General features: G+C 36.6%; 24 protein-coding genes. 5 read left to right on the top strand and 19 right to left on the bottom strand.

Annotated elements, in window-relative coordinates:
* Positions 1–11: 11 nt before the first annotated feature.
* Positions 12–527 carry an LURP-one-related/scramblase family protein gene (locus AB3I12_RS05300; RefSeq protein WP_010719869.1) on the top strand — a complete coding sequence of 172 codons (516 nt, stop codon included), beginning with the start codon at positions 12–14 and terminating at the stop codon, positions 525–527.
* Positions 528–692: 165 nt separating this feature from the next.
* On the opposite strand, the gene AB3I12_RS05295 is transcribed toward AB3I12_RS05300, so the two are convergent.
* From AB3I12_RS05295 to AB3I12_RS05275, 5 genes are all read right to left on the bottom strand, one after another.
* Positions 693–2,687 carry a collagen-binding domain-containing protein gene (locus AB3I12_RS05295; RefSeq protein WP_063626693.1) on the bottom strand — a complete coding sequence of 665 codons (1,995 nt, stop codon included), beginning with the start codon at positions 2,685–2,687 and terminating at the stop codon, positions 693–695.
* 286 nt (positions 2,688–2,973) lie between these two features.
* Positions 2,974–3,537 carry a GNAT family N-acetyltransferase gene (locus tag AB3I12_RS05290; RefSeq protein ID WP_010719873.1) on the bottom strand — a complete coding sequence of 188 codons (564 nt, stop codon included), beginning with the start codon at positions 3,535–3,537 and terminating at the stop codon, positions 2,974–2,976.
* Between the two features lie 52 nt (positions 3,538–3,589).
* Positions 3,590–3,769, bottom strand: coding sequence for a hypothetical protein (locus AB3I12_RS05285; protein WP_010738307.1), 180 nt, complete (start codon positions 3,767–3,769; stop codon positions 3,590–3,592).
* A 77-nt stretch (positions 3,770–3,846) separates the two neighbouring features.
* The gene (locus AB3I12_RS05280) at positions 3,847–4,365 is read right to left on the bottom strand and encodes a hypothetical protein (RefSeq protein ID WP_010719875.1); all 519 of its coding nucleotides are present in this window, start codon (positions 4,363–4,365) and stop codon (positions 3,847–3,849) included.
* 93 nt (positions 4,366–4,458) lie between these two features.
* Positions 4,459–4,839 (bottom strand): VOC family protein, encoded by a 381-nt coding sequence (locus AB3I12_RS05275; protein WP_010719876.1) that lies wholly within the window; start codon positions 4,837–4,839, stop codon positions 4,459–4,461.
* A gap of 285 nt (positions 4,840–5,124) precedes the next feature.
* Between AB3I12_RS05275 and pnuC the strand changes: the two genes are divergently transcribed.
* On the top strand, positions 5,125–5,883 hold the full coding sequence (gene pnuC / locus AB3I12_RS05270; protein WP_010738309.1) for a nicotinamide riboside transporter PnuC: 759 nt from the start codon (positions 5,125–5,127) through the stop codon (positions 5,881–5,883).
* A gap of 153 nt (positions 5,884–6,036) precedes the next feature.
* On the opposite strand, the gene AB3I12_RS05265 is transcribed toward pnuC, so the two are convergent.
* The 4 genes from AB3I12_RS05265 to AB3I12_RS05250 all read right to left on the bottom strand — a co-directional run bounded on the left by AB3I12_RS05265 (position 6,037) and on the right by AB3I12_RS05250 (position 9,755).
* Positions 6,037–7,332 carry a hypothetical protein gene (locus AB3I12_RS05265; protein WP_063626691.1) on the bottom strand — a complete coding sequence of 432 codons (1,296 nt, stop codon included), beginning with the start codon at positions 7,330–7,332 and terminating at the stop codon, positions 6,037–6,039.
* Between the two features lie 90 nt (positions 7,333–7,422).
* A complete protein-coding gene (gene pcp / locus AB3I12_RS05260) occupies positions 7,423–8,067 on the bottom strand; it encodes a pyroglutamyl-peptidase I (protein ID WP_010738311.1) in 645 nt (214 codons plus the stop codon).
* Between the two features lie 55 nt (positions 8,068–8,122).
* Complete coding sequence (locus AB3I12_RS05255) at positions 8,123–9,067, bottom strand: DUF979 domain-containing protein (RefSeq protein ID WP_010719880.1); 945 nt, start codon at positions 9,065–9,067, stop codon at positions 8,123–8,125.
* Between the two features lies 1 nt (position 9,068).
* Positions 9,069–9,755 carry a DUF969 domain-containing protein gene (locus AB3I12_RS05250; protein ID WP_010719881.1) on the bottom strand — a complete coding sequence of 229 codons (687 nt, stop codon included), beginning with the start codon at positions 9,753–9,755 and terminating at the stop codon, positions 9,069–9,071.
* Between the two features lie 471 nt (positions 9,756–10,226).
* Here AB3I12_RS05250 and AB3I12_RS05245 point away from each other — a divergent pair, with 471 nt between their 5' ends.
* Complete coding sequence (locus AB3I12_RS05245; protein WP_010719882.1) at positions 10,227–10,547, top strand: multidrug efflux SMR transporter; 321 nt, start codon at positions 10,227–10,229, stop codon at positions 10,545–10,547.
* Between the two features lie 162 nt (positions 10,548–10,709).
* Here the strand turns inward: AB3I12_RS05245 and AB3I12_RS05240 are convergent, their stop codons facing one another.
* Positions 10,710–12,134 (bottom strand): basic amino acid/polyamine antiporter, encoded by a 1,425-nt coding sequence (locus tag AB3I12_RS05240; RefSeq protein WP_010738312.1) that lies wholly within the window; start codon positions 12,132–12,134, stop codon positions 10,710–10,712.
* 208 nt (positions 12,135–12,342) lie between these two features.
* On the opposite strand from AB3I12_RS05240, the gene nrdI reads away from it, so the two are divergent.
* The gene (gene nrdI / locus AB3I12_RS05235) at positions 12,343–12,792 is read left to right on the top strand and encodes a class Ib ribonucleoside-diphosphate reductase assembly flavoprotein NrdI (RefSeq protein ID WP_010719884.1); all 450 of its coding nucleotides are present in this window, start codon (positions 12,343–12,345) and stop codon (positions 12,790–12,792) included.
* 627 nt (positions 12,793–13,419) lie between these two features.
* On the top strand, positions 13,420–13,821 hold the full coding sequence (locus tag AB3I12_RS05230) for a hypothetical protein (protein ID WP_010738313.1): 402 nt from the start codon (positions 13,420–13,422) through the stop codon (positions 13,819–13,821).
* Positions 13,822–14,116: 295 nt separating this feature from the next.
* Here the strand turns inward: AB3I12_RS05230 and AB3I12_RS05225 are convergent, their stop codons facing one another.
* From AB3I12_RS05225 to AB3I12_RS05185, 9 genes are all read right to left on the bottom strand, one after another.
* On the bottom strand, positions 14,117–16,105 hold the full coding sequence (locus AB3I12_RS05225; RefSeq protein WP_053766156.1) for a glucose PTS transporter subunit IIA: 1,989 nt from the start codon (positions 16,103–16,105) through the stop codon (positions 14,117–14,119).
* A 13-nt stretch (positions 16,106–16,118) separates the two neighbouring features.
* The gene (gene murQ / locus AB3I12_RS05220; RefSeq protein WP_010738315.1) at positions 16,119–17,015 is read right to left on the bottom strand and encodes an N-acetylmuramic acid 6-phosphate etherase; all 897 of its coding nucleotides are present in this window, start codon (positions 17,013–17,015) and stop codon (positions 16,119–16,121) included.
* Complete coding sequence (locus tag AB3I12_RS05215) at positions 17,002–18,078, bottom strand: DUF871 domain-containing protein (RefSeq protein ID WP_063626689.1); 1,077 nt, start codon at positions 18,076–18,078, stop codon at positions 17,002–17,004. The genes murQ and AB3I12_RS05215 overlap by 14 nt, the downstream gene beginning before the upstream one ends.
* 440 nt (positions 18,079–18,518) lie before the next feature.
* Positions 18,519–19,076, bottom strand: coding sequence for a histidine phosphatase family protein (locus AB3I12_RS05210; protein WP_063626686.1), 558 nt, complete (start codon positions 19,074–19,076; stop codon positions 18,519–18,521).
* Positions 19,077–19,162: 86 nt separating this feature from the next.
* Positions 19,163–20,659 (bottom strand): Lsa family ABC-F type ribosomal protection protein, encoded by a 1,497-nt coding sequence (locus tag AB3I12_RS05205; RefSeq protein ID WP_034699765.1) that lies wholly within the window; start codon positions 20,657–20,659, stop codon positions 19,163–19,165.
* Between the two features lie 349 nt (positions 20,660–21,008).
* Positions 21,009–22,130, bottom strand: coding sequence for a glycerate kinase (locus AB3I12_RS05200; protein ID WP_053766158.1), 1,122 nt, complete (start codon positions 22,128–22,130; stop codon positions 21,009–21,011).
* 213 nt (positions 22,131–22,343) lie between these two features.
* A complete protein-coding gene (locus AB3I12_RS05195) occupies positions 22,344–23,792 on the bottom strand; it encodes a hypothetical protein (protein WP_063626685.1) in 1,449 nt (482 codons plus the stop codon).
* A gap of 261 nt (positions 23,793–24,053) precedes the next feature.
* Positions 24,054–24,980: a glutaminase A gene (glsA, locus tag AB3I12_RS05190; protein ID WP_034699759.1), complete on the bottom strand. Its 927-nt coding sequence runs from the start codon at positions 24,978–24,980 to the stop codon at positions 24,054–24,056.
* Positions 24,981–25,002: 22 nt separating this feature from the next.
* Entirely contained in the window at positions 25,003–26,433 is a 1,431-nt protein-coding gene (locus tag AB3I12_RS05185; RefSeq protein WP_010719895.1) for an amino acid permease, read from the bottom strand.
* Between the last annotated feature and the right edge of the window lie 17 nt (positions 26,434–26,450).

Here is a 26,450-nt window from a genome sequence, read left to right as displayed (position 1 = left end):
GAGGGAGAAAGATGTCAGAATTTTTCATTCAAGAAAAGCATCTCAGTCGTGTCACGAGGACTGTTGTTAAAAATGAATCTGGTAAATCCATCTTCTTAATGGTTGGTCGTTGGGGAACAAAAGGAGATGCTTTGTCTCTTTATGCAATGAACGGAAATCTTGTGGCACATATTAAACAAACGAGTCTAACTTTCGGAACCCGTTTTGAACTTTATAAGGATTTTAAAAAAGTGGGAACGATGCAAAAAATCTTTAACTGGCCCGGGGATTTTTACTATGTACGTCGTCTTCATTGGACAGTTCAAGGAGATATCTATAACCATCAATATCAAATCCATCATTTTAATCAACGAATCATGAAAATGGATAAAGCAACGCTTTTTTCTGGAGATTATTATGTACTTGATATTCCAATGGAAGAAAATGCGCCTATCTGTATCTGTATCGCAGCTGTATTAGACTACTGGTTATACCGTAAAAACCATGACAAAGATACACCTCTTTCTTACCGATTAGACACAAATTAACTTGCTCCTTCTTATAATCAGAATAACTTCAAAAAAAAATAAGCCATCCTCTAGGAAACAAGACCCGCTAGTCAGAGCAAACGAACTTAGCAGATACGCTTCATGTAGGAAGGCTTATTTTTAGTTGGCTCAGTCAAACACTTGATGAGCCTTTATTTATTCTTCTTATTTATGCTTCTTTCTTCTCATAAATCCCACAATAACAACTAACACAATAATCATTCCACCAACAATTGCTAACCATTTATTGGAAGCACTATTTGTTTTTGGCAAAACTTGTGAATCTTGATCTTGAAAATCCATTGACCGAGATTCATCGGTTACGTTAGTTGTTTCATTTGTGGAACTGTTAAACTCATTTCTATCTAAATCAGTACCCTTCCCTTGTTGTGGGATGGTGCTATTCATTCCATTTGATTGATTAGTTTTATCATTATTATTAGGATACACCTGATTGGTATCCTCTCCGCTCATACTTGGATCAATATGAAATGGAGTTGGCGTGTCAGTATCACTATTACCATTTGTTGGGTTGCTACTGCTGTCACCACTTGTTGGGTTAGTACTACTGTCACTGCTTGTCGTATCCGTACTGCTATCACTGCTTGTCGTATCCGTACTGCTGTCACTGCTTGTCGTATCGGTATCACTGTCACCACTTGTTGGGTTAGTACTACTGTCACTGCTTGTCGTGTCTGTACTGCTATCACTACTTGTCGTATCCGTACTACTATCACTGCTTGTCGTATCCGTACTGCTGTCACTGCTTGTCGTATCTGTACTGCTATCACTGCTTGTCGTATCTGTATCACTGTCACCACTTGTTGGGTTAGTACTGCTATCACTGCTTGTTGTGTCCGTACTGCTGTCACTGCTTGTCGTATCTGTATCACTGTCACCACTTGTCGTATCCGTACTGCTATCACTGCTTGTGGTATCCGTACTGCTGTCACTGCTTGTCGTGTCCGTACTGCTGTCACTGCTTGTGGTATCCGTACTGCTGTCACTGCTTGTTGTATCGGTACTGCTATCACTGCTTGTCGTGTCCGTACTGCTATCACTGCTTGTGGTATCTGTACTGCTATCACTGCTTGTTGTGTCGGTACTGCTGTCACTGCTTGTCGTGTCCGTACTGCTGTCACTTGATCCAGAATTATCTGGATTATCAGCAAGGAAAATTTCGTTAGGGTCCCAACGATTGGTTGCTGCATTTAGCGTAACATTTTTTCCGATGATTGTTCCATCCATATTTTGATTGGCTGTGACATCTGCTCGTGGCGCAATAATGGTACCTTGAAAAGGTGCATTTATCGCCAAGTTCGTTACATTACTTGGGAAATTCCATGAAATATTTGCGTCAGAAAAATCTTCCGTTTCATGATTTGCTCGATTATTGTAATGAATTTGTGACTGGATCGTGAAATCAGCTGGTGCATTGATGACATTCATAACCAAAATTTTATTTTCAGAATTTACAATATTCAGTGGTGTATTCAATGATAACACTGAAGCATCCACATTGATGATTACAACATCTGAACTTCCCATTCCTGTTACATCAATCGTTCGATTATTCATATCAGAAAAATCACTTGAAAGATAGGTTTTAGCAGGAGTAATCGACATCAAACTTTCCGAAGCTCCTTCTAATTTTGCAAATTCCGTGTCAAAATCAATATAAGTATTCCCAGGGCGATCTTGATAAAGTTCTGAAGCAGATAAATGGTCGATCCTTGAGCCATTCACCACTGCCCGATCATTTTCGATCCCTGTACTAATTGAAGAACCTACAACAAATTTATTTACTCGGTTACTATCTCCCGAAGTAAAGGATGAGCCAATCAATGAATCAGTTGCTTGAACATAGTTAATTTCTAGTTGGAGGTCACCTGTGATGATATCTGTCCCAAAATTATTGTTTGCATCTAGCTCTTTTGTTGCAATATTACCATTTGTATGCGCGTTTATCGTCGTTTTTTCTTTTGCGAATATATGGAATTGAGAAGCAATCCCTAATATTCCATAATCACCAGTTAAATCATCATAGATGCTACCAGAATCTTGAGGCGTATAAGTTTCCGCTATTGCAGGTAGAGCAACAAAGAGATTTAAAAATAATAGCACAACACCAAATATATTCCCAATTTTACTTCTTAACATTTCAACGGTCCTTTCCTGTCTCCAAGCCCAGTGACGAGCGATAGAGCATATTTTAATACTTAAAAAAAGACCCGTCATTACAGAATAATTGAAAATAAATGAAAAATATTTTCATAAAAAAGAGATTATAACAACTATCATTTAATATATACAACTGAAATTTATGAAAAAAAAACAAAAAAAGAGTGAAAAACCTTGTTTTCACTCAACATTTTATCAAATAATAGTTACAACAATTTAAATGTCTTTATTAAAAAATAATAAGTTTGGTTTAATTAAGAAACCATTAAATTTCCTTTTGCATGTGATCATAGAGATGATCACTGATTTTCCTTTTGCCTACTACTTTAAATCCGTGACGTTCATACAATCTTTTGGCGTTAGGATTTTGTTCATCTACACTTAAACCAATAACATTTCGCCCAGTTTTTTTAGCTAATTTAGGTAAAGCTTCAAGTAAGTGTGAACCTATTCCTTGTCCTCTAAAAGCTTCCGAAACGGAAATGGAATCCAAATACCATTCTTTAGGAAATGTTTCTTGATCTACAAATAATTGTTCCTTATCTGTAATTCCATGTTTTTCTAAAATTACTTCTAAGGGTTTATCGATAAATGGCTCTTCTTCATCTGTGTAGCCAAATGCTACACCAGCTATCTTGCCATCAATTTCTTCAACAATTCCTCTTGTATAACTGTAACGATAATCGGGATCCATAATGGCTTCTTCTAAGATTTCAATTGTTTTTTCTTTCCCATACTTTTGTAAAAAAGGTAATTCCATATCATTTAAAATAACTAAAATCAGCGGAGCAATCTCTTGAGCATCCTCTTTTTTTGCAAAACGAATCATTTCATTCTCTCCTTTTTTTCATTCTATCACTGAAAAATAAAGATCAAAAGAGTTATTTTAAATAATCCTCGATTTTTTGGGTAACAAAATAACCATGTGAAACGATGCGAGCAGCTTCTGTCCGGCAATAAGGACAAACGATCGGCATTTCTTTATCAACATGTTCAACTACATTGTTGACTTCTTCATAAGTAAACTTTTTCCCACAATTTGGGCATTTCATCTTTTCCATAGCAATGACTTCCTTTCTTTTTTACACATTTAGCTTACTCTTATATTGTAAAAAAGAAAAATGATAGCTATTGATTTTTAGGCACGAATCAACAAAACAGATTCTTCATTATCCTCTGCTAATTTGATCTCATAGTATAATTTGTCGCTTTTCATTAGCAAAACCCAACTTCTTACTTTAGCATTGCGCTTTCCACTTTGTTTAACAGCTTCTTTCATTGCCTTTTGAGGAGATTTGCTTGAGTAGATCTTTTTGATGTCAAAGAATGGTTGGTTTTCGGCTAATTTACTCGAACGAACAGCTGGCTTTCCGGTTGTAGGATTGACAACAAGCGTTTGTTCAGAATCTACGAAAAGATATTGAAAGGTATTGTTTGTTTGTTGTTGGACATCCTCTTTTGGTACAAACTGAACCATTTGAACTTTTGTTTTATTTGTTTCTTTTTTAAAGATTCCCACTGCTTTTTTCAGTGAGATTTGATATTCTTGTTCACTAATATCATCATAACGAAACGTAGCAGTCAATAATCCTAACGAAGCCGTTAGCCCAATAAGTATGAGAATAGCTGACCCAAATAAAATTTTTTTCATCTTCATCAGTGTCTCCCTTTTCCTTTTTTTTACTAGCATACCAAGATTTTTTATTAAAAAAAATCGAATGACAGAAAGAAAAAGTGACAATTTTGTTACTTATTCATGTAATTCTAACGGCAAACCATCTGGATCAAAGAAAAAAGTCATTTTTTTCCCAGTAAATGTATCGATTCGAATTGGCTCAGTTTCGATCCCTTTTAAACGAAGCTCTTCAATGACAGATTCAATCTGTTCCACTTTAAAAGCCAGATGTCTTAATCCACATGCTTCTGGATAACTTGGACGTTTAGGCGCATTAGCTACCCCGAATATTTCTAATTCAGCTGTTCCAAGCTTTAAATCTAATTTATAATCTTCTCTTTCCGCACGATAATTTTCACGGATTACTTCAAAGCCTAACTTATCAACGTAAAATTCCCGTGATTTTTGATAGTCAGATACAATAATTGCGACATGATGGATAGCAGATAAATTCATTTTTTTACTCCTTTAATCTTTTATTCTTTTTCATATTTTAACATTTTCTTTGGTCAAAAGTTTTTTATAAAGAAAAAAATGGAAAGTTCACCTACGTCGGTTGACTTCCCATTCTTTCATCAATTCAATGTAAAGTTTTCATGTTTCCAGAAAACAAAGCAAAAAGTATCATAACACATATTATTTTAAATTGAAAGACTAGAAATATTTTTTGAAAGTAATACAATAGGTTGTGTCAACAAATCGAACACATACTATATTTAGTGTTTAAAGGAGCTTTTATCAATGATAAATTATTTTCGCTTTTTAGCACACCAACTCAAAGGTTGGCCTCAACAAAATTACTATCTTTTCTTTTTTAGTCTTGGGTGTCAGATTATGACCCTTGTGAATAGCCCTATTACTTGGTTAGCGGTGATCACTTTTATCGGTACTACACTTGGTGTCTTGTGTATCTTATCAATCAATGCAGCGAAATCTGTTAATGGTATTTTAGGAATTTTATCAGCTATTTGTTTCATCATCGTTGGTTTTTCTGCTAAAAATTACTTGAGTATCGGCGAACAAATCGCCTATATGATCACCTTAGATATCCCTGTTTTATTAAGTAAAGAATGGAATCATAACATGGCAGCAAAAATCCGTAAGTTCAATGGAAAAACATGGTTAGTCGCAATTTTTGCTACGATCCTGGTTTATGCTATTTCAGGTTTCTTGATTGGGCGCTTAACAGACGATCCACGTCCTTGGATCGATGCTATTGCCTTTTCAATCAGTTTGACAGCTGGTGTGATCAGTTTCTTGCGTTACAATAACCAATATTATTGGTGGTTGGCTTCAGGATTAGCACAGATGGTTCTGTGGTACATCTCATTTAGACATGGTTCAGCTAGTTTAGCTATGTTTGTCAATAGTTCCGTTTACCTATTGAATGATGTCTTGGCTTTCACAGTTTCTCCTTGGTATAACCAAAAAGAACGTGAACGAATGCTAAAAATGGAAAAAGAATATGATCAAGAGCATGAAAAGAGTGTGCTGATTTAAGACCGTGCCATGATCATTTTGATCTGAATATAATCGACAGACTTCTGGTAAAGCATGTTTCGATGTTCCCTTTTTCTTGGTACTTATCTAAATAAGCTAGCTGTCGCCAACAACTGATTGGTGGTAGCTAGCTTATTTTTACCCTATCGACTTTCACAATAGTCTTTTTAATAATTGCTTAGTTTTTGAACTTTCTGTTTGCAAAACTTTTTCTAATTGTTGGAAATATTGTAACGCATGTTGTTGTTCTTTCGATAAGGAATAGTCATTTTCATTTAGTTCTGTTAAAATGGTCGTCACTTTTTTCGTTTTCAACTCAACAGCAATTTTATCCCATACTTCCTCGGTGACTACCTTTTTCTGTGACACATTTTCGTTGGCTATCACTGTTTGCTTCATTTCTTTTTCTTTTCGTAAGACCTTCAAGAAACCATTTCTCATGACTCTAGGAATACTATCAAAGAAGCCTTCTGTGAAACCATAACGACAATATTGCTGCCAGATGAAAAGATACACCTCGGATTGGATAAATCGCTGCTTGCGTGCATATTCGGTCATTTTACTCTGTTGTTCTGGAGTTTGTTGGCGTCCAGTTGCTCTTAATTGCTGGATGAATGTTTCAAAGAAGGTCAATGATAGTTGTTCACCCCCGTCAACAGCGATCAACGCCCAGTCTTTTTGCAAAAAAGTTCGGTAATTCGTTAAAAAAGTCTCGACATCTTTCACTAATTCTTCTGAAAAATCTTCAAATAGTTCTTTCTTCCCACGAATTTTTTTAGGGGTTCCCTCTAATTGCGTTGCAATACGTGAGATCTCTTGTTTCAGCGCTTGATAATCAGCAAGATAAATTGGCATATCTGCTTCACGAAAATCCACAACCCTGGCAACTAGTTTTTGATCAGGCAAATAGGGATTTTTTAATTTTCGATTTTGGTAGAGCATAAAACAATATTCTTGCCATAAATCTTCTGGAAACGCCACGTTTTGCTGTTTCAGCCACAATAATTCGTCTAGTGCTAAATCGACTTTAGTCATCCCTTGATTGATAGATGTTGCGATTTGCGGGCTTACGTGTAAATGTTCAGCAAAGTGATTGATCCCTAAAGAAAGGCTCTTACCGGTCTTTGGTGAATGAACGATATATTGCACTTTTAATTCACGACCGCATTCGCAATATAATTTTTGTTGTCGCCGTTTGGTACGAAAAAAAGGATTGATTTTAAAATCGGAAAAGACCCAATCAGTCGCTGCTAAATAATTTTCTTCTATAAATTGGGAATTAATCAAGTAGCGTCGATGTTGATCAACTAATTGACGTTGTTTCGTCGTCAACTTTTCATAGATTTCCCAACGCTGATTACTTGTATACTGTTTTGATATCTTAATTGGATAGACTTGATTGATTTCTTTGGGATACCATTCTTTAAATACCTTTTGCCAGTCGTTCATTACTTATGTTTCCTTTCAAAAAAAGAATCGACTGGTCTGATTCGACCAGTCGACACAATGACTTGTTTTTCACTACATTATTTGTAAAAATTAGTGAGTTGTTCCTGCATTGCCAGCAATGTCATGATCATTTGTTACGGCTGCTTCTACTGCATAAGTCAAAGAAGCGGCAATATCATCTAATGACATTGATGGTGTGCCTACTGGACGATCAATCACTTGATCAGGTGAAAATGGCACATGGATAAATCCGCCACGAATCGTCGGGAATTTTGTCTCAATCAAGTGAAGCAAACGATACATGATGTCGTTGCAAACAAAGGTACCAGCTGTATACGAAATGTAAGCAGGTAATCCATGTTCATGGACATTTTTTGTCATTGCTTTAATCGGTAAAGAAGTGAAATAAGCAGCTGGTCCATCTGGTTCTAACGCTGTATCAAAAGGTTGGTTTCCTTCGTTGTCAGCAATTCTAGCTTCTGCTAAATTGATTGCTACTCGTTCGAATGAAACAGCTGAACGTCCACCAGCTTGTCCAACACAGATGACGATTTCCGGTTGATGTTCTTCGATTGCTTTTTCCACAACTTGGCTGCTTTTAGCAAAAACCGTTGGGACTTCCACTTTGATAATTTGTGCTCCAGCAATTTCATCAGGCATTTTTTTCACTGCTTCATAAGCAGGATTCACTTTATCTCCACCAAATGGATCAAAACCAGTTACTAGTACTTTCATTTTACATTCCTCCATTATTCTCAGTATAAACTAACTATTATTATAGAGTTTTTTCTTATTTAAATAAAATCATATAAACGATTTGGAACACTAACATGAAGATCGCTACGAATAATTGGTTCTTGATTACGCCGTATTTATCTTTCATCTCTAACATTGCCACAGGCACGACATTGAAGTTTGCAGCCATCGGTGTTAACAAGGTTCCACAGAACCCACAGGTCAGAGCAACCATTCCCACTAGTGCTGGATTTGCGCCGTGACTGAATACAAACGGTGCACCGATCCCTACAGTCATTACCGTAATCGCTGCAAAGGCGTTCCCCATAATCACCGTGAAGATAACCATACCCAATGCATAGATTATAATACCGACATTCACATTACCTTCGGGAACGATTTGCCCGACTGCATTAGAAATAACTGTCCCTACTCCTGCACTTGTAAAAACCGCTCCTAATGATGCCAAGAGCATTGGTAACATACTTAAAGGTCCTACTGTTCCTAGCATATCCGCAGCATCATCTAAGAAAGTAGTTGGTCGATTGTCTCGTGAGAAGAACATCATGATCACCATTGCGGCAAAAACACCAACACCAACACCAACTAATGCGCCAAGCTTAGTAAAGAGTGCGAACAAGATTGCAAAGATCCCAATACTCAATGCCGGAATAAAGATTTTCATTCCTAATTTATCAGACATTTTTTCCATGTATTGTTTAGAAGGTAAGCGACTTTCTCCTTTGCTGACTTTCTTGGCAATCGCTGGAACTGTCATGGCAAAAATCAAAAGACCGTTGACGATCGCAGGTAACCATCTTCCACCAGCAATTACGATTCCTAATACTGTCCAGAAAAAAGCAGAACCGTATCGATGAGGATTCGTTTTATCGTTAATGTTTCTGATTCCTGTATAAATCAGAACTAACCCCATGATGATATATAATATTTCTAATAATTTATCCCCTAATAAAATTTCAGGATCTGTAAAAAAGCTCATATTATTGCCCCTTTCCTGAATAATATTTTTTCGCTAATTTCTTTTCTCTTAAGTAGAAATAAATACTTGCAACAATCAGTGCAACGACAGCAACTGGTACTTCAACCAAAGCAAGTTGTCCTAGTGTCACTTCATAACCTAGACCTTTTAAAGTCGATTGAACTAACAACGCACCTGCTCCACCAACGAATAATACTTGACCAAAGAACCAACAAATATTTTCCATCGCAGAAGACATGCCTTTTAATTCTTCCTCATGTTGTGGATCAATTTCCAGGCCTTTTGATTCGACTGTTCCTAAAGCCATTGGCATGATGATTGGGCGGACAAAACCGGCAACTCCACCAAAGCTGACATTGAACGCTGCAAAGATCATACGGAAGACCCCATAGATATCAATGATCATTCCAGCTGATACTTTCTTAAAGCGCTTAATAAGCGAAGCTGCTGATTCTTTCAAACCATTACGTTCCAGTGTACCTGTTGCCAACATAATAATGATAAAAATAGCCATTCCTCGATTATTGACAAAACTTGTTCCTAAAGTTTCTAACATTCCTTCAATTCCTAAACCGCCTGTCAATGCGGTGACAATCAGTGCGACCATTACGATCAAAATTGAATCTAATTTTAGTGCAAAACCGATAATGACGATCAAGACACCTAAAAGACTAAGATAGTTCTCCATTTGACTTCCTCCTTAAAATTACAAGATATTTTTTTATTATAAATCAAAAAGCCATGAAAATATAGATAAAATCCAATTATCTCATTGTATTTTTTAAAAATTCAGTCAATTCAATAAAAAAATTAGAAAAATCACTTACGATTGAAACAACTCGTTTACAGTTCAAATTTTTTGAGAGCTTATTTTTGTTAACTAACAAATGAACAAAAAACAAACAAAAACGTGCTTCATTATCTTAAATAACACTTTAGCGTAGGTGTTTTCCTCCAAAAAACGACTTCTAAATCGAATAGCCGATTCAAATTGGTTCACGTTTTAGCTTATCACTACCCTTATTTTTTATTCTGTGTTATCCTTTCAATTAACAAAATAATGACACAACTATCGCCGGGTAGTATTAAGAGGATAAGCATTCCATTAGGTCTTTGGAGGAATGCTACTCCTCTTTTTTGTGTAAATGGAGTGATTAATATGGCATGGTTTGAATTAATCTTAGCGGGAATCTTGGAAGTTTTTTGGTCTACGATGATGAAATGGAGTGATGGTTTTTCTAAATTGAATTATTCTTTCTACACAGTCATTGGCATGATCGCCAGCTTTTATCTCTTATCAAAGGCGATCAAACAGTTACCAATGAGTTTATCCTATCCTATTTGGACCGGAATCGGTGCCGTTGGTTCAGTGATCATTGGTGTCGTCTTGTTTCATGATAAACTGACATTAGCCACTTGGTTTTTCGTTGGCTTATTATTGATTAGTCTGGTCGGAATCAAAATAACCAGTGGACATTGATCCTACATTATCAGGAATGGTTGATCAGACCAAAACAATAGTAGGTGCATGAACACATCAAAAAAAGCCAGATAACCGGTTTTGCTAACGATTCTTTTATTAGAATCATGAATTACCGTTTATTTGGCTTTTTTAACGACTTAATTTAACATATTTGTGTATTTAAACATGTAAAACGCCTGTAGCAAATAGAATCATTGCTGTTAGTCCGATCATTGTGACACCGACTAATAAAAATTTATCTAAGTGAAGATGAGGGATTGGCTCATTTTGTTCTTTCCGGGCTCTTAAATAAAAGAAGATCCCAGGTAAGAAGAGTACTAACACTAACATCACTTCATTGAAAGCAACCACGAGCATTGCCCAGACTTGAAATGCACTGGCTAAAAAGCCGATAAAGAATTGCCCCCATTCTTTTCTTTGATAAGATAGTTTCATCTGATAAAGACCTAAGAATAACCAAGTAAAGAATATCGCTGCTGTCCCAAGTGTGTAAGCAAAATTATACGCACTATCCGTGAACAATAAAGAAAGTAAGAAAACATTAGTACAAATCGTCGTTAAGACAATAGCATACGTTGGCGCACCTTTTTTATTGACTTGACCCCAGCGTTTCGGTAATAAGTTAGCATCTGCCATATTCCTCATGGTTTCAATCGGTAAAATCGTCCAAGATAACCAGACACCGACAAGCGAAATGATCAAACCGCCGTTGATCAAGATTGCTCCCCATTTTCCTACCATCATTTCAAACACATAGCCCATCGCTGGCTGTGTTTGGATTCCTTGCAATTCTTTCATTGACATTGTCCCATAAGGTAACATCGAAACTAAAACATAAATGATGATTAAACCAAAAATACCAAGGATCGTTGCTTTCCCTACATCTGATTTTTTCTTTGCACGAGAACCAACCACAGAAGCTCCTTCGATCCCAACAAACACCCATAACATCACCATGATACAGCTCAATATCTGACTAGAAAATGGCACGGGCTGGCCATTCGCACTCAATATGATATCACTAGAAAAATTATCGATAAATTGTTGCAGTGAAAAGGTACTGATTGCTACAACAATAAATAAAAATAGTGGGACAAGTTTACAGATCGTTACAATAGCGTTCACATAACTTGCATTTTCGACCCCACGATTGACTAGCCAAGCATATCCCCATAAAAACAAAGTGCTCATAACGATCGAAGCGATATTCTGACCTCCGTCGAATACTGGGAAAAAGTAACCTAAAGCACTCATTAGCAACGTAGCAAAGGCTACGTTCCCCAACCAACAAGTAAGCCAATAACCCCAACCACTGATAAATCCAGCAAAACGTCCGAAACCAGCTTCTGCATAGCTGAAAATACCACCTTCCAGCTCTGGACGTTTTTTATTGATATTATTGATTGATAACGAGAGCATCAACATAGCTGTTCCAACTAGCACCCAACTAAAAATAGCTGGGGCACCAGCCGATCCGGAGATGTCCGTCATAATACCAAATACGCCACCTCCTATCGCTGACCCAATCACTAAGGCCGCTAGTGGAAACAACCCTATTCCTTTGTTCTGTTGCTCTGTATCCATTTTAAGCATCCTCCAAAATAAACCGCTTTTACCAAAAGTATAACAAATCTTCACCTGTTTTACTTTATTCATAAAAATTCTAATAGAAATATAATTGTAACTATTTTTTTCTAATTATACAAGAATCTTGCATATTCATTTAGGGAAAACCTTTTCCAAAAATTGATAAAAAAATGCTATACTGGAGACAAGAATTGGAGGAAATGTAATGAACATTCTATATATATCGATCTCTGGAAACACACGAGCTTTCGCTAAAAAACTTGCTGAATATGCTGCGAACCAACATGAGTTAAATCCTCAATTACCAGAAATCACGCTAAAAGAAATTCATGAAAATAGTGACTTTCAACAAGAGAGTGAACCTTTCTTCACTTTTGTACCCACTTACTTAGATGGAGGAAATGGGTTAGATAACGGTGATACAGAAATTTTAACAGAAACCATGCGTGAATATCTGGAATACGAAGACAATCATACGCTTTGTCTGGGTGTCGTAGGGAGTGGAAACAAAAATTTTAATAATCAATATTGCTTAACCGCTAAACAATACGCCAGCCAATTTGGCTTCCCTTTCCTCGCCGACTATGAATTACGGGGAACCCCAGCAGATGTTGAGCGAGTATATCAAAAGTTAGTCGAAACAGCTAACCAATAATTTCTAAAAAATTCGATCAAAACATAGAACAGAGAGGAAACTTAGTTGGTAAGTTTCCTCTCTATTTTTCTTTTTTAGGCTTTATACTCATTCAGTAATCCGCTTATCGAATATCCTTCATCCATCACTTGCGATTATTTTACATTACAATAGAAGTAAACTGTGTCACCTCCAACACTGTGATTTATTGTGTGAACTTGTTACGAAGCTCTGGCTAAGATAAAACACTCGTCATCCACATGATGCCCCATTCATAGACTTCCGTTATAAAAAGTTATCGTATCAGATTCTAATTCTATTTCAATGGATCTCCCCTTCATTTAGATTACTTTTGTCAGAAAAATTTGTTATCAAAAACTTAAACATAGACAGTTCGAAAGAGAATCACTAGTCAAAATGGAAGAAATAAAATTCCCCATACTCTTTTTAAAGCTATTCAGTTCAAATAATCTTAATATAACCAAGCATATTGCAAACGTTAACTTAACAGAACAAAAAGGAAAAGGTATAATAAAAATAGAAATATTTAGATTTTTATATGTTATTTTATATTTTTTTGACACTAGATTATAAACAAGGTGGTGAAAAAACATTAAAAAAAAGAAATTTCTTGTTGTGTTATTTTCAATGTTTTATTTATTATTTTTAGGTGCTTGCAAGCAAAAGAATGATCCTGTGGTTTCTTTAGAAGAAGTCGATAAAGCAGTGATTTTTGTTAAAGATGACGAAGGAAAAGAAAAAAGTTGGAAAGCTACAGACCCCAATTTTTTAAAAACATTAATAGGAAACCTTAATGTTCTGTTTAATAAATCGGATCAACATGCTCAACGTTATGATATGAAACTGACATCAAAGCAAAAAAGATTCAACTATCAAATAAAGTTTTATAAAAACAATAATGTTGTACAAGAGATTCAGATTTCAAAAGTAAATAAGGTAACTATAGACAAAGAGGAATTCATGATTGGAAAAGAGAAAGAAAACGAACTAGATAGTTTGAAAAATCATTTATTACTTGTTGCTAAATAGATAGGCGATGTTGGGACAATCATCTACCAAAAATGAAATAAGCCTGATTTTACTTTTAGTACATACCATCAAAATCGGGCTTATTTTACTATTCTAGCCACTTTGTCTTCGTGTATTTCTTCTAATTTCTCCAATTGAACTTTTAGCTTGGTTCACCAGTGATTTATCGTCTTAAATGAATCAAACTGTTTCTCTTACAATTATTTTTCCCTCTTATTAATCATAGAAAAGAGCCTGAGACCGCACTTGGTCCCAGGCTCGAATTTTCTTTATTCTTTATCTGTTTTTACTTCGTTCAATTTTTTGTAGCTTCAACAGTCATGACCTTCGCTTTGGCTTTTGTCTCACCTGTTTTTTCTAAAACGAAATTTTTTACTTTCTCCATATTGGTAATTAAAACCATCATCGAAGTTTCTTTACCGGCAGCTTTGATTGCTGCTAAATCGACTTGAGCAACAAGTGTATCGGGTGTCACCAACTGACCTTCTGTTACCTTCACCTCAAATGGTGCACCACCAAGGTCAACTGTATTGATCCCCATGTGAAGTAACACTTCTAATCCATTAGCGGTTGTGATACCAATCGCGTGTTTAGTGGGGAACACTGAGCTGATCGTTCCACTTACTGGTGAATAGATCTGACCATTGATTGGCTCAACAAAGTAACCTTCTCCCATCATTTTTTGAGCAAATACGGGATCACTTGCCTTTTCAAGTGATTCAACTACTCCATCAGCTACAGCAGCTAATGAAATTTCACTTGTGCTGACTGCTCCTGTATTTTCCGTCATTGGTGTCATTTCAGTTGTTGTTTCTTCAGCTAATTCTTCTTTCTCCAATTGCTCTTTAGGAATACCAAAGAAGAATGTTGCTAGGAAACCACCTGCGTAAGCAGCGAGTAACCCTAAGACATACCCTAACCATTTTCCATCTGAAATCAATGGGATCAAAGCAGCACCAGAAGGCCCGATCGCAATAGCACCTACATTTCCAATCATCCCAACAACAGCACCACCAATACCACCACCGATACAAGCGGTAATGAACGGACGTCCTAACGGCAGTGTCACACCGTAGATCAATGGTTCACCGATTCCTAAGATTCCTACGGGTAACGCACCTTTGATCATTTCAGTCAATTCTTTATCTTTTTTACAACGAACCCACAATGCTAATGCTGCTCCGACTTGTCCGGCACCAGCCATCGCCAAAATAGGTAATAATAGTGTTTTTCCTGTTTCATCAATCATTTGGACATGGATCGGTGTTAAGATTTGATGCAATCCGAACATAACCATCGGTAAGAATAGTGTCCCCAAGACAAATCCTGAAAAGGCCCCACCTACACCTAATACCCAGTTGATTCCGCCAACCATTCCATCTGAGATGAAACCAGCGAGTGGCATGATGAAGAAAATTTCGACTAAGCCAATAGCAATCAATGATAATGTAGGGGTAACAATAATATCAATGGAATCTGGTACAACTTTATGCAATTTCTTTTCAACGATTGCTAATAACCAGACAGCAAAAATAACTCCTAAAATCCCACCTTGACCTGCAGCTAATGCTTCACCAGTGAATAAGTTTTTAAGTGGCGCTTCTGGATTCATGCCTGTTAATAAGACTACCGCACCGATAACACCACCCAGAGTTGGTGTTGCACCAAAAACTTGAGCTGCATTGATCCCTGTATAAATCACTAAGAAACTGAACATACCATTTTTTAGAATGTTCATGATATCAATGTATTGTTGCCAAGTTGCTGCATCTAATGTACCCGCTGTCACTAAGTTTGCTAGTACCGCAGCAATCCCTGCCACGATCCCAGTACCGACAAATGCTGGAATCATAGGGACGAAAATGTTCGAAATATCTTTCAAGATTGATTTGATTTTTGATGGTTTTTGTTTATTTTTTTGAGCAGCTTTCATCGCTTGCGCTCTCTCATTTACCAAATCTTTTCCTGAGGCTGACGACTTATCAGAAGCTCTATTTCCTGAAGAAATCTGTTCTCCTAATTTTACACCTGCTTGATCTACCATCGTTTGTGCTACTTTGTTCACTTTACCAGGACCGATGATCACTTGCAGTTGTTCGTCCTCAACAACGCCTAATACACCAGGTATCGCTTTCAATTTTGCAACATCGACAAGCTCATCATTAATGATCTTCATTCGAACACGGGTCATGCAGTGGACAATGCTTTCGACATTGCCCATTCCGCCTACACCAGCATAGATCCGCGTTGCTAGTTCTTCTAAAGTCAATTCATTTTTAGCCATTGGTTCTTCCCCCTCATAAGGTTCCTTTTACAAAGCCGTTTGCTTCAACTAATTTTTCTTCTGCTGTCGCTTTATCACTATTGGTTAAAATCATCACGATCGCTAATTTCACATTTTTATCTGCTTCATTAAAATACTTCTCAGCGGTTTGATAGTCAACCTCTGTTGCTTGCATAATGATTCGTTTTGAACGCTCAATCAATTTTTCGTTGGTCGGTTTCACATCGACCATCAAGTTATTGAACACTTTGCCAATCCCGATCATACTAATTGTTGAGATCATATTCAAAATCAATTTTTGTGCTGTACCAGATTTTAGGCGAGTTGAACCGGTTAGAAACTCAGGTCCTGCATCAACTTCGATCGGATAATCGGCATGTTGACTGATTTCAGCATTTTTATTACAAGAAATTGTAGCAGTAGTCGCTCCGATTGTACGAGCATAATCTAAACCGCCAATCACATACGGTGTACGACCACTTGCGGCAATCCCGATGACCATATCATTTTCAGTTAATCCTAAGTTTACTAAATCTTCTTTCCCTAACTCTAAAGAGTCTTCTGCTCCTTCAACCGCAACTGTCATGGCTGCTTCACCACCAGCAATCAAGCCAATGACCATCTCAGGTTCTACACCAAATGTTGGTACACACTCTGCAGCATCTAGCACACCTAAACGACCACTTGTACCGGCACCCATGTAGATCAATCGACCACCTTGTTGGAAAGATTTAATCGTCTGTTGGATCACTGGTTCGATGCTAGCCAATTCTTTTGAAACGGCTTCGGCTACTTTATGATCTTCTTGGTTCATTAGCTGAACTGCTTGGGTAACACTCATTTCATCAAGTCCAAATGTTTGTTGATTTCGTCGCTCTGTTGTTAGATTTTCTAAATTAATTTGCTTCATTTGTTTTTCCTTCTCTTCTAATTATTTTAAAATTTACCCCTGCACGGATTTGCTCAAGTAGCGGTAACTCGGCTTCGCTTATTTGAGCGACCCGATTCACTTTTTCATCTGCTGGTAAATCCTTTTTAGTAATTTGAATCTCCCCCATGTAACGAAGATATCGTTCATTATCTAAAGTAATCGTTCCTTTTGCTCGTTCTTTCGTATCACGAGGAGGAATTTGAGGGATGTTTCTAAACCGTGCATCCGCACTGCGGATAACATCTCTTGCTTCATCTTGCCGATTCATATGGTTTCCTAAAATATACTCGTAAAACTGGGCATCAATTACTTCAGCATGTAGTAAAATTGTTTGTTCTCTTTGATACATGGCAAATTGTTCTTGAATTTCTTCTGAAAGTCCGCCATCACCGATATAAATCAAATCTGTATCGCATGACATCAAATCCAGAGCAGCAGCTAAAGGATGGACATGTCGATGACTTTCTAAAGTAGGTAAACCTTGATATAACGGACCACGTAAGGCTTCGTCGCCTGCCACAAAACCTTGGATTGTAAAGCCTTGTTCTTTTAGCCAATGATTTTTTTCTTGATACCATTTCCGATCTAATCCAGTTTCGGGACGCGGATAGTAATTATGCCATGCTTCAAGTTGAGAAAAATCTGCATTAGCGACTTGTAATTCTGTGACATCTTGTGGAGTGATCGTGCTGGCGTTTAAACTGATTTTGATTTGATGGCTCCAATTCGCAATTTGTTCATTTGAAAGATGGTAATCCATTCGTAACCCAGTAACGCCAATCTTTTTTAATGGCTCTAAATCTGCCATCGAAAACCCAGCATGTTTTAAAGCATCTCCAGAAATATCTACCATTAGATCCAATTGATTTTCTTTGGCACATTCGCCTAGTTCTGTTAACCGTTTTTTATATAAACTAGCATCATCTTCAGGAATATGCATAGAAGTAAATATCCCATCAAACCCATTCTTTGCCATCTTTTGGATATAAGCTTTTTTTTCTATCGTTAAAGCTTCATTCATAAAAATCGAAAAACCAAACATCTGTCTCCCCCTCACGCGATGTATCCGTATTCATTTCTATGAACAGAGTATACCTCTTGTGAAATAAAATTTCAACATTTTTATAAAAATAAATTAATTTTATTTCTAAAAGCGTTTTCGTTGATTGATAATGATAGGCGATTTCAAAGATTAATGGCTAATTATATAACTAAAGAAAGAGCGACACACCGACTAAAAAGTGTTTCATGCGCTGAATGACAGTACAAAAATACGCATCAATCATTGGTTCATTCTGACCTCTATTTGATTTTATACAACTCATCAGTCCTTATTGACAAAAAGCCACGTAAATAAACGGAAGAATGACAAAAATAGCAAAAACTATTTTTGGATTCTTCCGCTTATCGGTTTCAGAAATCAACTATTTTTTTGATTCATGATACGAATGTTTGACTCCGCTGCTACCCGCCAAAAATGAGTTAAGACTTTATAGTGTTCAGCTCATGTTTACTAGGAAAAGTAACTAATTCCGTATTTTCAACAAAAAAATCAAAGAATGTCTCATTTGGCATAGGATGGAAATAAGCGTTCATGATACGAATCAACGCATTATGACAAACTAATAGGTAGACATTCTCTTCATCAGCAAGACATTCTTCGATCAATGGAACAACTCGAGCATAAACATCTAACACTGATTCACCATTTGGAAAACGCACCGCAAATTCTTGTCGTGCTTCTTGAAAGATTGTTTCATAACTTGGCATCCCGTCGTATTCCCCAAAATCCATTTCGATTAACCGTTCATCTACTTCCATTGGCAAGTGAAGTTTATCGGCAACGGCTTGCGCTGTATCTTTTGCACGTTGTAAAGGGGAATGGATAATCTTCGTGACTGGGATTTGTAATTCTGAAACTTTTTCAGCCAATTTCTCCGCTTGTTTTTGCCCTTTTTCTGTTAATGGGGCATCCGCTCTCCCGCAGACTCGTTCTGCTGCATTCCAAGTTGTCTCGCCATGTCTAGTTACATATAACATTATTCAACGCTCCTTTGTTTGTTCTGGCTCGATTGTAACATAACTAATGAGCAAAACAAGTTTCACTACTTATTGATGACAATGAGTTATTTGAGTGAAATGAGTCGATCAGCTATTTTATTTAAGAAGACTTGGTCATGATCCACAACCAACATTGCAGGTTTAAACGATAAAATCAGTTGCTCCAACTGGACTTGATTGAAGACATCTAAATAGTTCAACGGTTCATCCCAAATATATAATTCCGCTTCTTGAGAAAGCGACTTGGCTAGTTCAACTTTTTTGCGTTGCCCCATACTCATCTGTTCAATTCGGTTATGAAAGACTTCTCTTTCCATCCCTAACTTGCGGAGATTATTTAAAAATGTTTGATAATCAACTTTTTGCTTTTCTGCAAATTCACTGAGCGTACCTCGATTATCTTCATAATTCTGACGCACGTAACTGATCGTTAGTTGATTAGGCTTATGGATCGTACCTGCAGTTATTCCATCAAAATCGTCTAAAAGATAATGGATGATCGTAGATTTCCCTATACCGTTTGCCCCTGTCAACGCCACACATTCGTTTTGGTCAATCGTAAAATTAACGGGCGAAAAAAGCAGCTGTTGATACCCCAGTTGTAAATTCTCCACAGTCAGCAATCGTTTATGATGTGTTTTTTTGACATTCATTGTCAAAGGCTCTACATATTCGATATCCTTCAATAATTTTTCTTTTTCCCCGATTTGCGTTTCCATCCGATTCACGATTGCTTTCGAGCGTTTCATCGTTCGAGCGGCATCCGCACCAATTGCACCACGATTCACTCTACGATTTTCGGTATCGATAAACCCAACGCTTTTTTTCGTCTTATCTCCCTCACGAGAGCGGGACCACTCTGCTTTTTCTGCTGCAGTTTTCTTCAAGCGCGTGACTTCTTTTTTGATTTTTTCATTTTGGGCAATCTCAAACTCATTTTTTAACTGCTTTTGCTCTTCATATACTGAAAAGTTCCCCTGATACAGTTCTAATTGGCTTTTTTCAATTGCTAATACATGATCGACCACTTCATCGATAAATCCGCGATCATGGCTGATCACGATAAATCCTTGATTTTTTTTCTGCAAGTAATTAGCTACTTGTTTTCTTCCGACTAAATCCAAATGATTCGTCGGCTCATCGATCAAAGGAAAATGCTGATCATCAACAAAAAGCAGTGCTAAGAGTACTTTTGTTTTTTCACCACCAGACAGTGTGTGAAATGGTCGCCACAAAATCTCTGGGTCAGTTTCCATTAATTGTAGTTCTCTTTCGATTTCCCAAAGTTCGACATCAGCTATCTCATTCAACGCATCATAAGTAAATTGTGCTTCTTCTCCAATTTCTTGAGGGAAATAGTTAAATTCTTGCTGATGGATAATCTGTCCTTGATAAGGTAGTTTATCTTGTAAAATGTTCAATAATGTCGTTTTTCCACGTCCATTCCGACCGATCAATCCTAATTTCCAAGTGGTATCAAAATTCAATGTAGCTTGATCAAATAAGGGTAGCACTTGATTGTCATAACCAAAAGTTAAATTTTTAATTTCTATCTTCGACATTTATATCCTCCTATAAAAAAGACCAGTCCTATTTTCAGAACTGGTCGCCAAAGAAGGGATACAAAAAGAGACCCCACCAATGAAAACTCGCCAATTCTGAAAATCTGCCTGCTATTTTTTATTGAGTAAGTGTTTTTCACATTAAATTCTGCGTGAGCAAGCTTCAACGGGCAATCGTTAGACCGTTTCTCTTCACTCAAACATCGTAATTAATGTAATTTATGCACTTTTCTCATTAATAAAATAGCCTTAATGCAGCTTTCAATCATTGACTTAGTTTTTCAATGGCAAGATCCCTCACTTCGTTTTATTTGTTATTAGGTTAACATAATTATTTTTAAACTGTCAACTAAGATAAATCATCTTCCACTAATCGGCTGAGATTATGTGTCATAATCGCTACTTTTTCGAGGGTTTCTTGACGATCTAAGGCTTTTTTCAATTCAATCGGTCCTAGCTGGATACTAAAAACACTTGGCAGAAATTCATCTAATCGTCCAAGATTTTTTTCGCGACTGCCACATAACGCAATAACTTTTTTCCCATGTTTCTTTGCCAGTTTAGCTACACCATATGGTACTTTCCCATTGATCGTCTGCTGATCGATTCGTCCCTCACCTGTGATCACGAGATCTGCTTGTTTGATGGCTTCTTCTAAACCAATCAGTTGAGCAACAAGTGAAAAACCAGAAACCATTTTACCACCGACAAGCAATAACGCTCCACCGATTCCACCAGCAGCCCCACTTCCAGAAACAGCATTTAAATCAATATTAGTCGTTTGTTTTATCTGTTCGGTTAAATTCGTTGCCTGTTTGTCAAGAAATGCTAAAGTTGTTTTTGTACCACCTTTTTGCTTACCGTAAATTTGAGCTGCTCCTTGTGGGCCACTGTAAAAACTTGTCACATCAGCAGCAACTAGCAATTGAACCTTTTTGAATTTTTCACGGCTTTTGCCCCACTCGATTCGTTTCGTCGTCAGCAGTGGATTTCCCTCTGTAGCCCCAACTAACTTGGCTCCTAGCGACTGCAACAGACCTAAGCCACCATCTGAACAGCCACTCCCACCTAATGTGACAATCACCTGATCAACCTCTTGTGTCAAAGCATCTTTCAAAAGTTCTCCCAAGCCAAAGCTAGAAGCTGATCGAATCGTTTGATCAGTTGGCTCCTTTAATAAATCAAGACCGATTACTTCAGTTGATTCAATCACTGCCAGGCGTTTTCCCGCATAAACCGTGAGTAAATATCTGCAACTTACTTTTCGAAAAAGCAGATCTACCCCTTCGATTACCCGCCATTGACCACCTAAAGCATGATAGATCGCCTCTGCTGTTCCTTCTCCTCCATCAGCAATCGGGCGATTGATTTTTTCTCCTTTTTTTGAAAACCAGCCATTCAAAGCTGCTTGATTTAACTCAAACGATGAGGCACTTCCTTTAAATGAATCAATGGCTGCTAAGATCGTCATTGTCGTTCCTCCTCTGTACGTTGCTCTCATTACTAGTAAGACATGTTTCTCTTTTTTTGACAACCAATACAAGTTGAAAATTTGCAAAAAACAATACACGGATGGGGCTAAACAATTAGCGAGGCTGTTTTTCATAAATAGAAAAGTGACGTTCAAGAATTCACTTCCTTCTTGAACGCCCACCTTCGATTATTGCTATTTGATTCTTGCTATTTATAAGTGCTTTTTATTTGAAACAACCGACCATGTGGTATTAAGATGCTCATATTTCCTGTTCAAAGAAATTGGTATCACCCTCGTGTTTTCAGTGTCAAATCCACATTGATATACAGTATAATCACAATACACGATTCTGTGCGTAAAATACAAGCATTCATCTGGTAATTCTTCTAACGAATGATAAATCATTGGATTCAGTTCAGTATATTCATTCATTTCGGACATGAGTAGTTCACGATAAAAAATTTGCTTTACAACACTAGGAGCCACAATGAAAATTTCAGTAGGTTGTTCTTCTTTTTCGTCTGCAATCAATGTCATACTTTTGACAAATTTTCTGATCAAGTTGTGATTCCATCTTACTTTTGGATAGTATGTTTTCTTCCAATCATTGAGAATAACTATGATATCCTCATACAGTTTTTTTTCTGAAGTAGTTAATAAATAGATTTGATCAGGGAGAAATACTTGACCATCTGCCCAGATCGTACGAATAAACTGTAAAAATGATTTTTTTAAAATAAAATCATTTTTACAATTTTTGTCAATTCTAGTTACAATTTTTTCGATTAGCTCATGGAGACAAGGCGTGTTTTCAATGAAACTGGTATAAACAACTTCAAAATCTTTTTTCAATAATTCCATATTTTCGTTCGTATAATTTCGTGTGTTAAATAACGAAAAAATATAATACACGTCTTCTTCTTGTATATCTAAATGTTCTTTTTGTTCAGCTAACCCTTGGCTAACAATATGAAATAAAGGCTTTTTTTCAGCTGACTTTTTATCTTCTTCATCAAAATAAAGAGGATATTCTTTACGTCCAATCGCTATTTCAATTCCTCGAACAATCAAAAATCTATCTTCCTCAGAATATCTTCGTTTGAAAAAATGTGTTTCGACAAAATCAATCAATTGGTGACAAGCATCTATTACTTGATGATTTTTATTTTCATACCCTTCCCAATTAATGTATCTCACTAAGGAAAGTAAAAGATTTCGCACGTCAAATTCAGGAATGATAATTTGTTTATTTCTTAAATAGGAATTAGCTTTAAAGAAATCTAAGACTGTCTTTTTGATCGTATAAACTTTACTTAAAGAGATAAACTCAAGATCTGATAATTCCGTACTAGTGAATTGCCCTCTAAAATAATAACTTAAAAATTTTAAAAAATACGATTGTCCATATAAAAACTGTGTTAACTCTGATAATTCAATACCATGTTTAAATATGACTCTATAGATATGCTTTTCTCGCTTAATGTCTTCGATACAATATTCTAAACATTCGGTGATACTTTCAAGATCGTGTAACACAGTAGGCATTGTCACACCTAACATTTTGGCAATATATTCGATATCTATTTCTTGAAATTCAAATAATTGCTCACAAAGATAGACTTTTCTCGAAATATTCCGCTCAATGTAATTTTCCAACATGCCTTTTTCGCTCCTCTAATTTATATATATACTTATTTAAACATATTACTTAAAACCCATTTTTTTTATTTCCTTAAAAGGAAAACGTTTACAAAAACAAAATAAAAAAGTCTGAGCTGGGAAAAAGCTTCTTCCCAGCCCGAACAAACCAATCATTAACTATAAATAAATGACAGTGAAGCATTTTTTGCATCGAGTAAAAAAGATTCAACTAAGGAGGAATCTGTTTTCATCATTCTGCTTAATACTTTCTCACTAATTTTAGTCAAAAATATCAACATCGAGTTTTTCGACAACATCTTTTAAAAGTTGGATTCCAGCTGCGCTATTACCAAAAGCATCTAATGCTGGGCTGAAAACACCCATGCCATAATAATTAGGAACAGCTACCATTAGGCCCCCACCGACACCACTTTTAGCTGGAACACCGACATGAACAGAAAATTCCCCTGATTCATCGTACAATCCTGCAGTTGTCATAATTGATTTGACAATCGTTGCGCTTTCTTCTGTAATGATTTGTTGTCCACTCCAAGGAGCAATACCTTTATTCGCTAAGACAGCGCCTAACTTGGCAATCCCTTTAGCAGTCACATTTACTGAACATTGTTTAAAATACACATCGAGGATTTCTGATACATCTCCGTCGATCATTTGATTACCTTTCATGTAATAAGCCAAGGAGCGATTAATATCCCCAGTTCTTGATTCAGAACGATAGATTTCTTCGTTCAATGTAATTTGAGGATCATCACAAATTTCTTTCATAAAAGCTAAAATACGATTGAATTTGTCCTCTGGATCTTTTCCGGCAATCAAAGAAGTGGTTGCAATCGCACCAGCATTCACAAATGGATTCATTGGATGATGACGATGATTGAGTTCCATATTCAAAATCGAGTTAAAAGCAAAACCTGTTGGTTCTGTATTGATCGTTTGAAAGACTTTATCGATGCCATTATCTTGGATGGCTAATAATAATACGGGTACTTTTGACATGCTTTCAATCGCAAAACGAACTTGCGAATCACCCGCTTCGATTAATTGATTTTTCTTCAAATCATAAATTGCCATTCCTAATTGTTCCGGATTTACTTGCGCAAGCGCTGGGATATAATCTGCTACATGTCCTGTTTGATAGTAGTGGAAATTTTTCCCAATCAATTGTTCTAATTCTTTGACATCCATTTTAATAACCAGCTTTCAATTTTTATTTATTATTTGCATGTTGAAATTTATGACGATATGCATAAATCGTAAAAGGAATAACTGCAACAATGAGATATGAAATGACTAAAATCGTTTCATAGATTCCATGTTGGCCTGCAGCAATACTTGAAGGTGGTACAAAAGAAATACAAAAAGCAAATAGTGAAGTCAATAATCCTAAACAAGCGACAATGGTTTTGACAACTTTTCCACCTGGCACTTGATAAGCCCGTTCTAATGAATCATCTTTGTAAACTAATTTTAAATAGCCAATAAAAAACATAAAATACAGCATCAAATAGATAACTACTGTTAGTGACATAGCTGCAAGGAAGGATAAATTATTTCCGCCACCACTTAATGTAAAGACAGTTGCCCAAATGGATGCAACGATCCCATTAGCAATCATTAAGTTTGCCGGTACACCATAAGCATTTTCTTTCGCAAAATGTGCGGGTAATAAACCTTCTTCGGCAGCCACATGTAAGGCTTTAGATGGTGAAGTGACCCATGATGCAATTTCTCCAATAACCCCTAAGCACACTAAGATAGCAAGAATTTTTGCAATCCAAGCAAGACTGGGATCAATGTGTCGCAATAAAAATTCAAGAGATTGAATAACCCCTGTATTGAGTGATAATCCTTGTTGAGGAACAGTTGTTGCCACTGTCAATCCACCAAACGTATCCAAAATAATCGCTAATATAACTAATACGAACATCGCTAGTGGATAATTCTTTTTAGGATTTTCCATTTCATTTGCATGACTAGCAGAGGTTTCTACCCCCATATACGCTAAAATAAATGAAACAAAAACGACTAATGTTGGTAATTTGGAAAAATCAGGTATCAATGTTTTCATTGATAGTGTCGTTTGTAAGGGTGCGCCAGAAGCCACATAGTGGATACCTAATCCGAATAGAACTAGTGCTGGTAACAAGATCCCTGCAATAAACCCGATCCGAGCAATCAATGAAGTATATTTTGTCCCTCTTAATTGAGACAATAAAATAGCCCAAAAAATAATTAAAAGAATCGCTAATTTCAAAAACTTATTATTTTGGATAGCAGAGATTCCTGTTGCATAAGATAATGCTCCTGTCAGGAAATACAGCATCGTTAAGTAACCAACTGTGATTTCAAACCATTGGAAAAAGATAGCAGCAAATCCAAATCTTTTACCTAGCGTGCGACTTACCCAAGTGTAGACACCGCCTTTTTCCCAGCCTTTAACAGTTGCCATTTCAGCCGCGCATAATGCTACCGGAATAAACCATAACAAACCGCCTAACAACAGGAAGAAAACCAAACTAAAGCCCGATGTCGCAAATGTTGGGTACTCATAAAGTGAGACAACCATTGAGATCGTCATGGCTAAAAAGCCAAAAAATGTTAATTTCTTCGCAGGAATTTTCGCTTTGCTTTCTTGCATGAAACTTCCTCTTTTCT

The organism is Enterococcus sp. C65, from assembly GCF_040887165.1.
GTDB classification, from domain to species: domain Bacteria; phylum Bacillota; class Bacilli; order Lactobacillales; family Enterococcaceae; genus Enterococcus_B; species Enterococcus_B hirae.
This window is presented reverse-complemented; position numbering and strand designations above follow the sequence as displayed.

Excerpts from the sequence above, each read along its gene's own strand:
- AB3I12_RS05300 (WP_010719869.1), top strand. The coding sequence starts at position 12 with ATGTCAGAATTTTTCATTCAAGAAAAGCATCTCAGTCGTGTCACGAGG.
- AB3I12_RS05295 (WP_063626693.1), bottom strand. The coding sequence starts at position 2,687 with ATGTTAAGAAGTAAAATTGGGAATATATTTGGTGTTGTGCTATTATTT.
- AB3I12_RS05290 (WP_010719873.1), bottom strand. The coding sequence starts at position 3,537 with ATGATTCGTTTTGCAAAAAAAGAGGATGCTCAAGAGATTGCTCCGCTG.
- AB3I12_RS05285 (WP_010738307.1), bottom strand. The coding sequence starts at position 3,769 with ATGGAAAAGATGAAATGCCCAAATTGTGGGAAAAAGTTTACTTATGAA.
- AB3I12_RS05280 (WP_010719875.1), bottom strand. The coding sequence starts at position 4,365 with ATGAAGATGAAAAAAATTTTATTTGGGTCAGCTATTCTCATACTTATT.
- AB3I12_RS05275 (WP_010719876.1), bottom strand. The coding sequence starts at position 4,839 with ATGAATTTATCTGCTATCCATCATGTCGCAATTATTGTATCTGACTAT.
- pnuC (WP_010738309.1), top strand. The coding sequence starts at position 5,125 with ATGATAAATTATTTTCGCTTTTTAGCACACCAACTCAAAGGTTGGCCT.
- AB3I12_RS05265 (WP_063626691.1), bottom strand. The coding sequence starts at position 7,332 with ATGAACGACTGGCAAAAGGTATTTAAAGAATGGTATCCCAAAGAAATC.
- pcp (WP_010738311.1), bottom strand. The coding sequence starts at position 8,067 with ATGAAAGTACTAGTAACTGGTTTTGATCCATTTGGTGGAGATAAAGTG.
- AB3I12_RS05255 (WP_010719880.1), bottom strand. The coding sequence starts at position 9,067 with ATGAGCTTTTTTACAGATCCTGAAATTTTATTAGGGGATAAATTATTA.
- AB3I12_RS05250 (WP_010719881.1), bottom strand. The coding sequence starts at position 9,755 with ATGGAGAACTATCTTAGTCTTTTAGGTGTCTTGATCGTCATTATCGGT.
- AB3I12_RS05245 (WP_010719882.1), top strand. The coding sequence starts at position 10,227 with ATGGCATGGTTTGAATTAATCTTAGCGGGAATCTTGGAAGTTTTTTGG.
- AB3I12_RS05240 (WP_010738312.1), bottom strand. The coding sequence starts at position 12,134 with ATGGATACAGAGCAACAGAACAAAGGAATAGGGTTGTTTCCACTAGCG.
- nrdI (WP_010719884.1), top strand. The coding sequence starts at position 12,343 with ATGAACATTCTATATATATCGATCTCTGGAAACACACGAGCTTTCGCT.
- AB3I12_RS05230 (WP_010738313.1), top strand. The coding sequence starts at position 13,420 with ATGTTTTATTTATTATTTTTAGGTGCTTGCAAGCAAAAGAATGATCCT.
- AB3I12_RS05225 (WP_053766156.1), bottom strand. The coding sequence starts at position 16,105 with ATGGCTAAAAATGAATTGACTTTAGAAGAACTAGCAACGCGGATCTAT.
- murQ (WP_010738315.1), bottom strand. The coding sequence starts at position 17,015 with ATGAAGCAAATTAATTTAGAAAATCTAACAACAGAGCGACGAAATCAA.
- AB3I12_RS05215 (WP_063626689.1), bottom strand. The coding sequence starts at position 18,078 with ATGTTTGGTTTTTCGATTTTTATGAATGAAGCTTTAACGATAGAAAAA.
- AB3I12_RS05210 (WP_063626686.1), bottom strand. The coding sequence starts at position 19,076 with ATGTTATATGTAACTAGACATGGCGAGACAACTTGGAATGCAGCAGAA.
- AB3I12_RS05205 (WP_034699765.1), bottom strand. The coding sequence starts at position 20,659 with ATGTCGAAGATAGAAATTAAAAATTTAACTTTTGGTTATGACAATCAA.
- AB3I12_RS05200 (WP_053766158.1), bottom strand. The coding sequence starts at position 22,130 with ATGACGATCTTAGCAGCCATTGATTCATTTAAAGGAAGTGCCTCATCG.
- AB3I12_RS05195 (WP_063626685.1), bottom strand. The coding sequence starts at position 23,792 with ATGTTGGAAAATTACATTGAGCGGAATATTTCGAGAAAAGTCTATCTT.
- glsA (WP_034699759.1), bottom strand. The coding sequence starts at position 24,980 with ATGGATGTCAAAGAATTAGAACAATTGATTGGGAAAAATTTCCACTAC.
- AB3I12_RS05185 (WP_010719895.1), bottom strand. The coding sequence starts at position 26,433 with ATGCAAGAAAGCAAAGCGAAAATTCCTGCGAAGAAATTAACATTTTTT.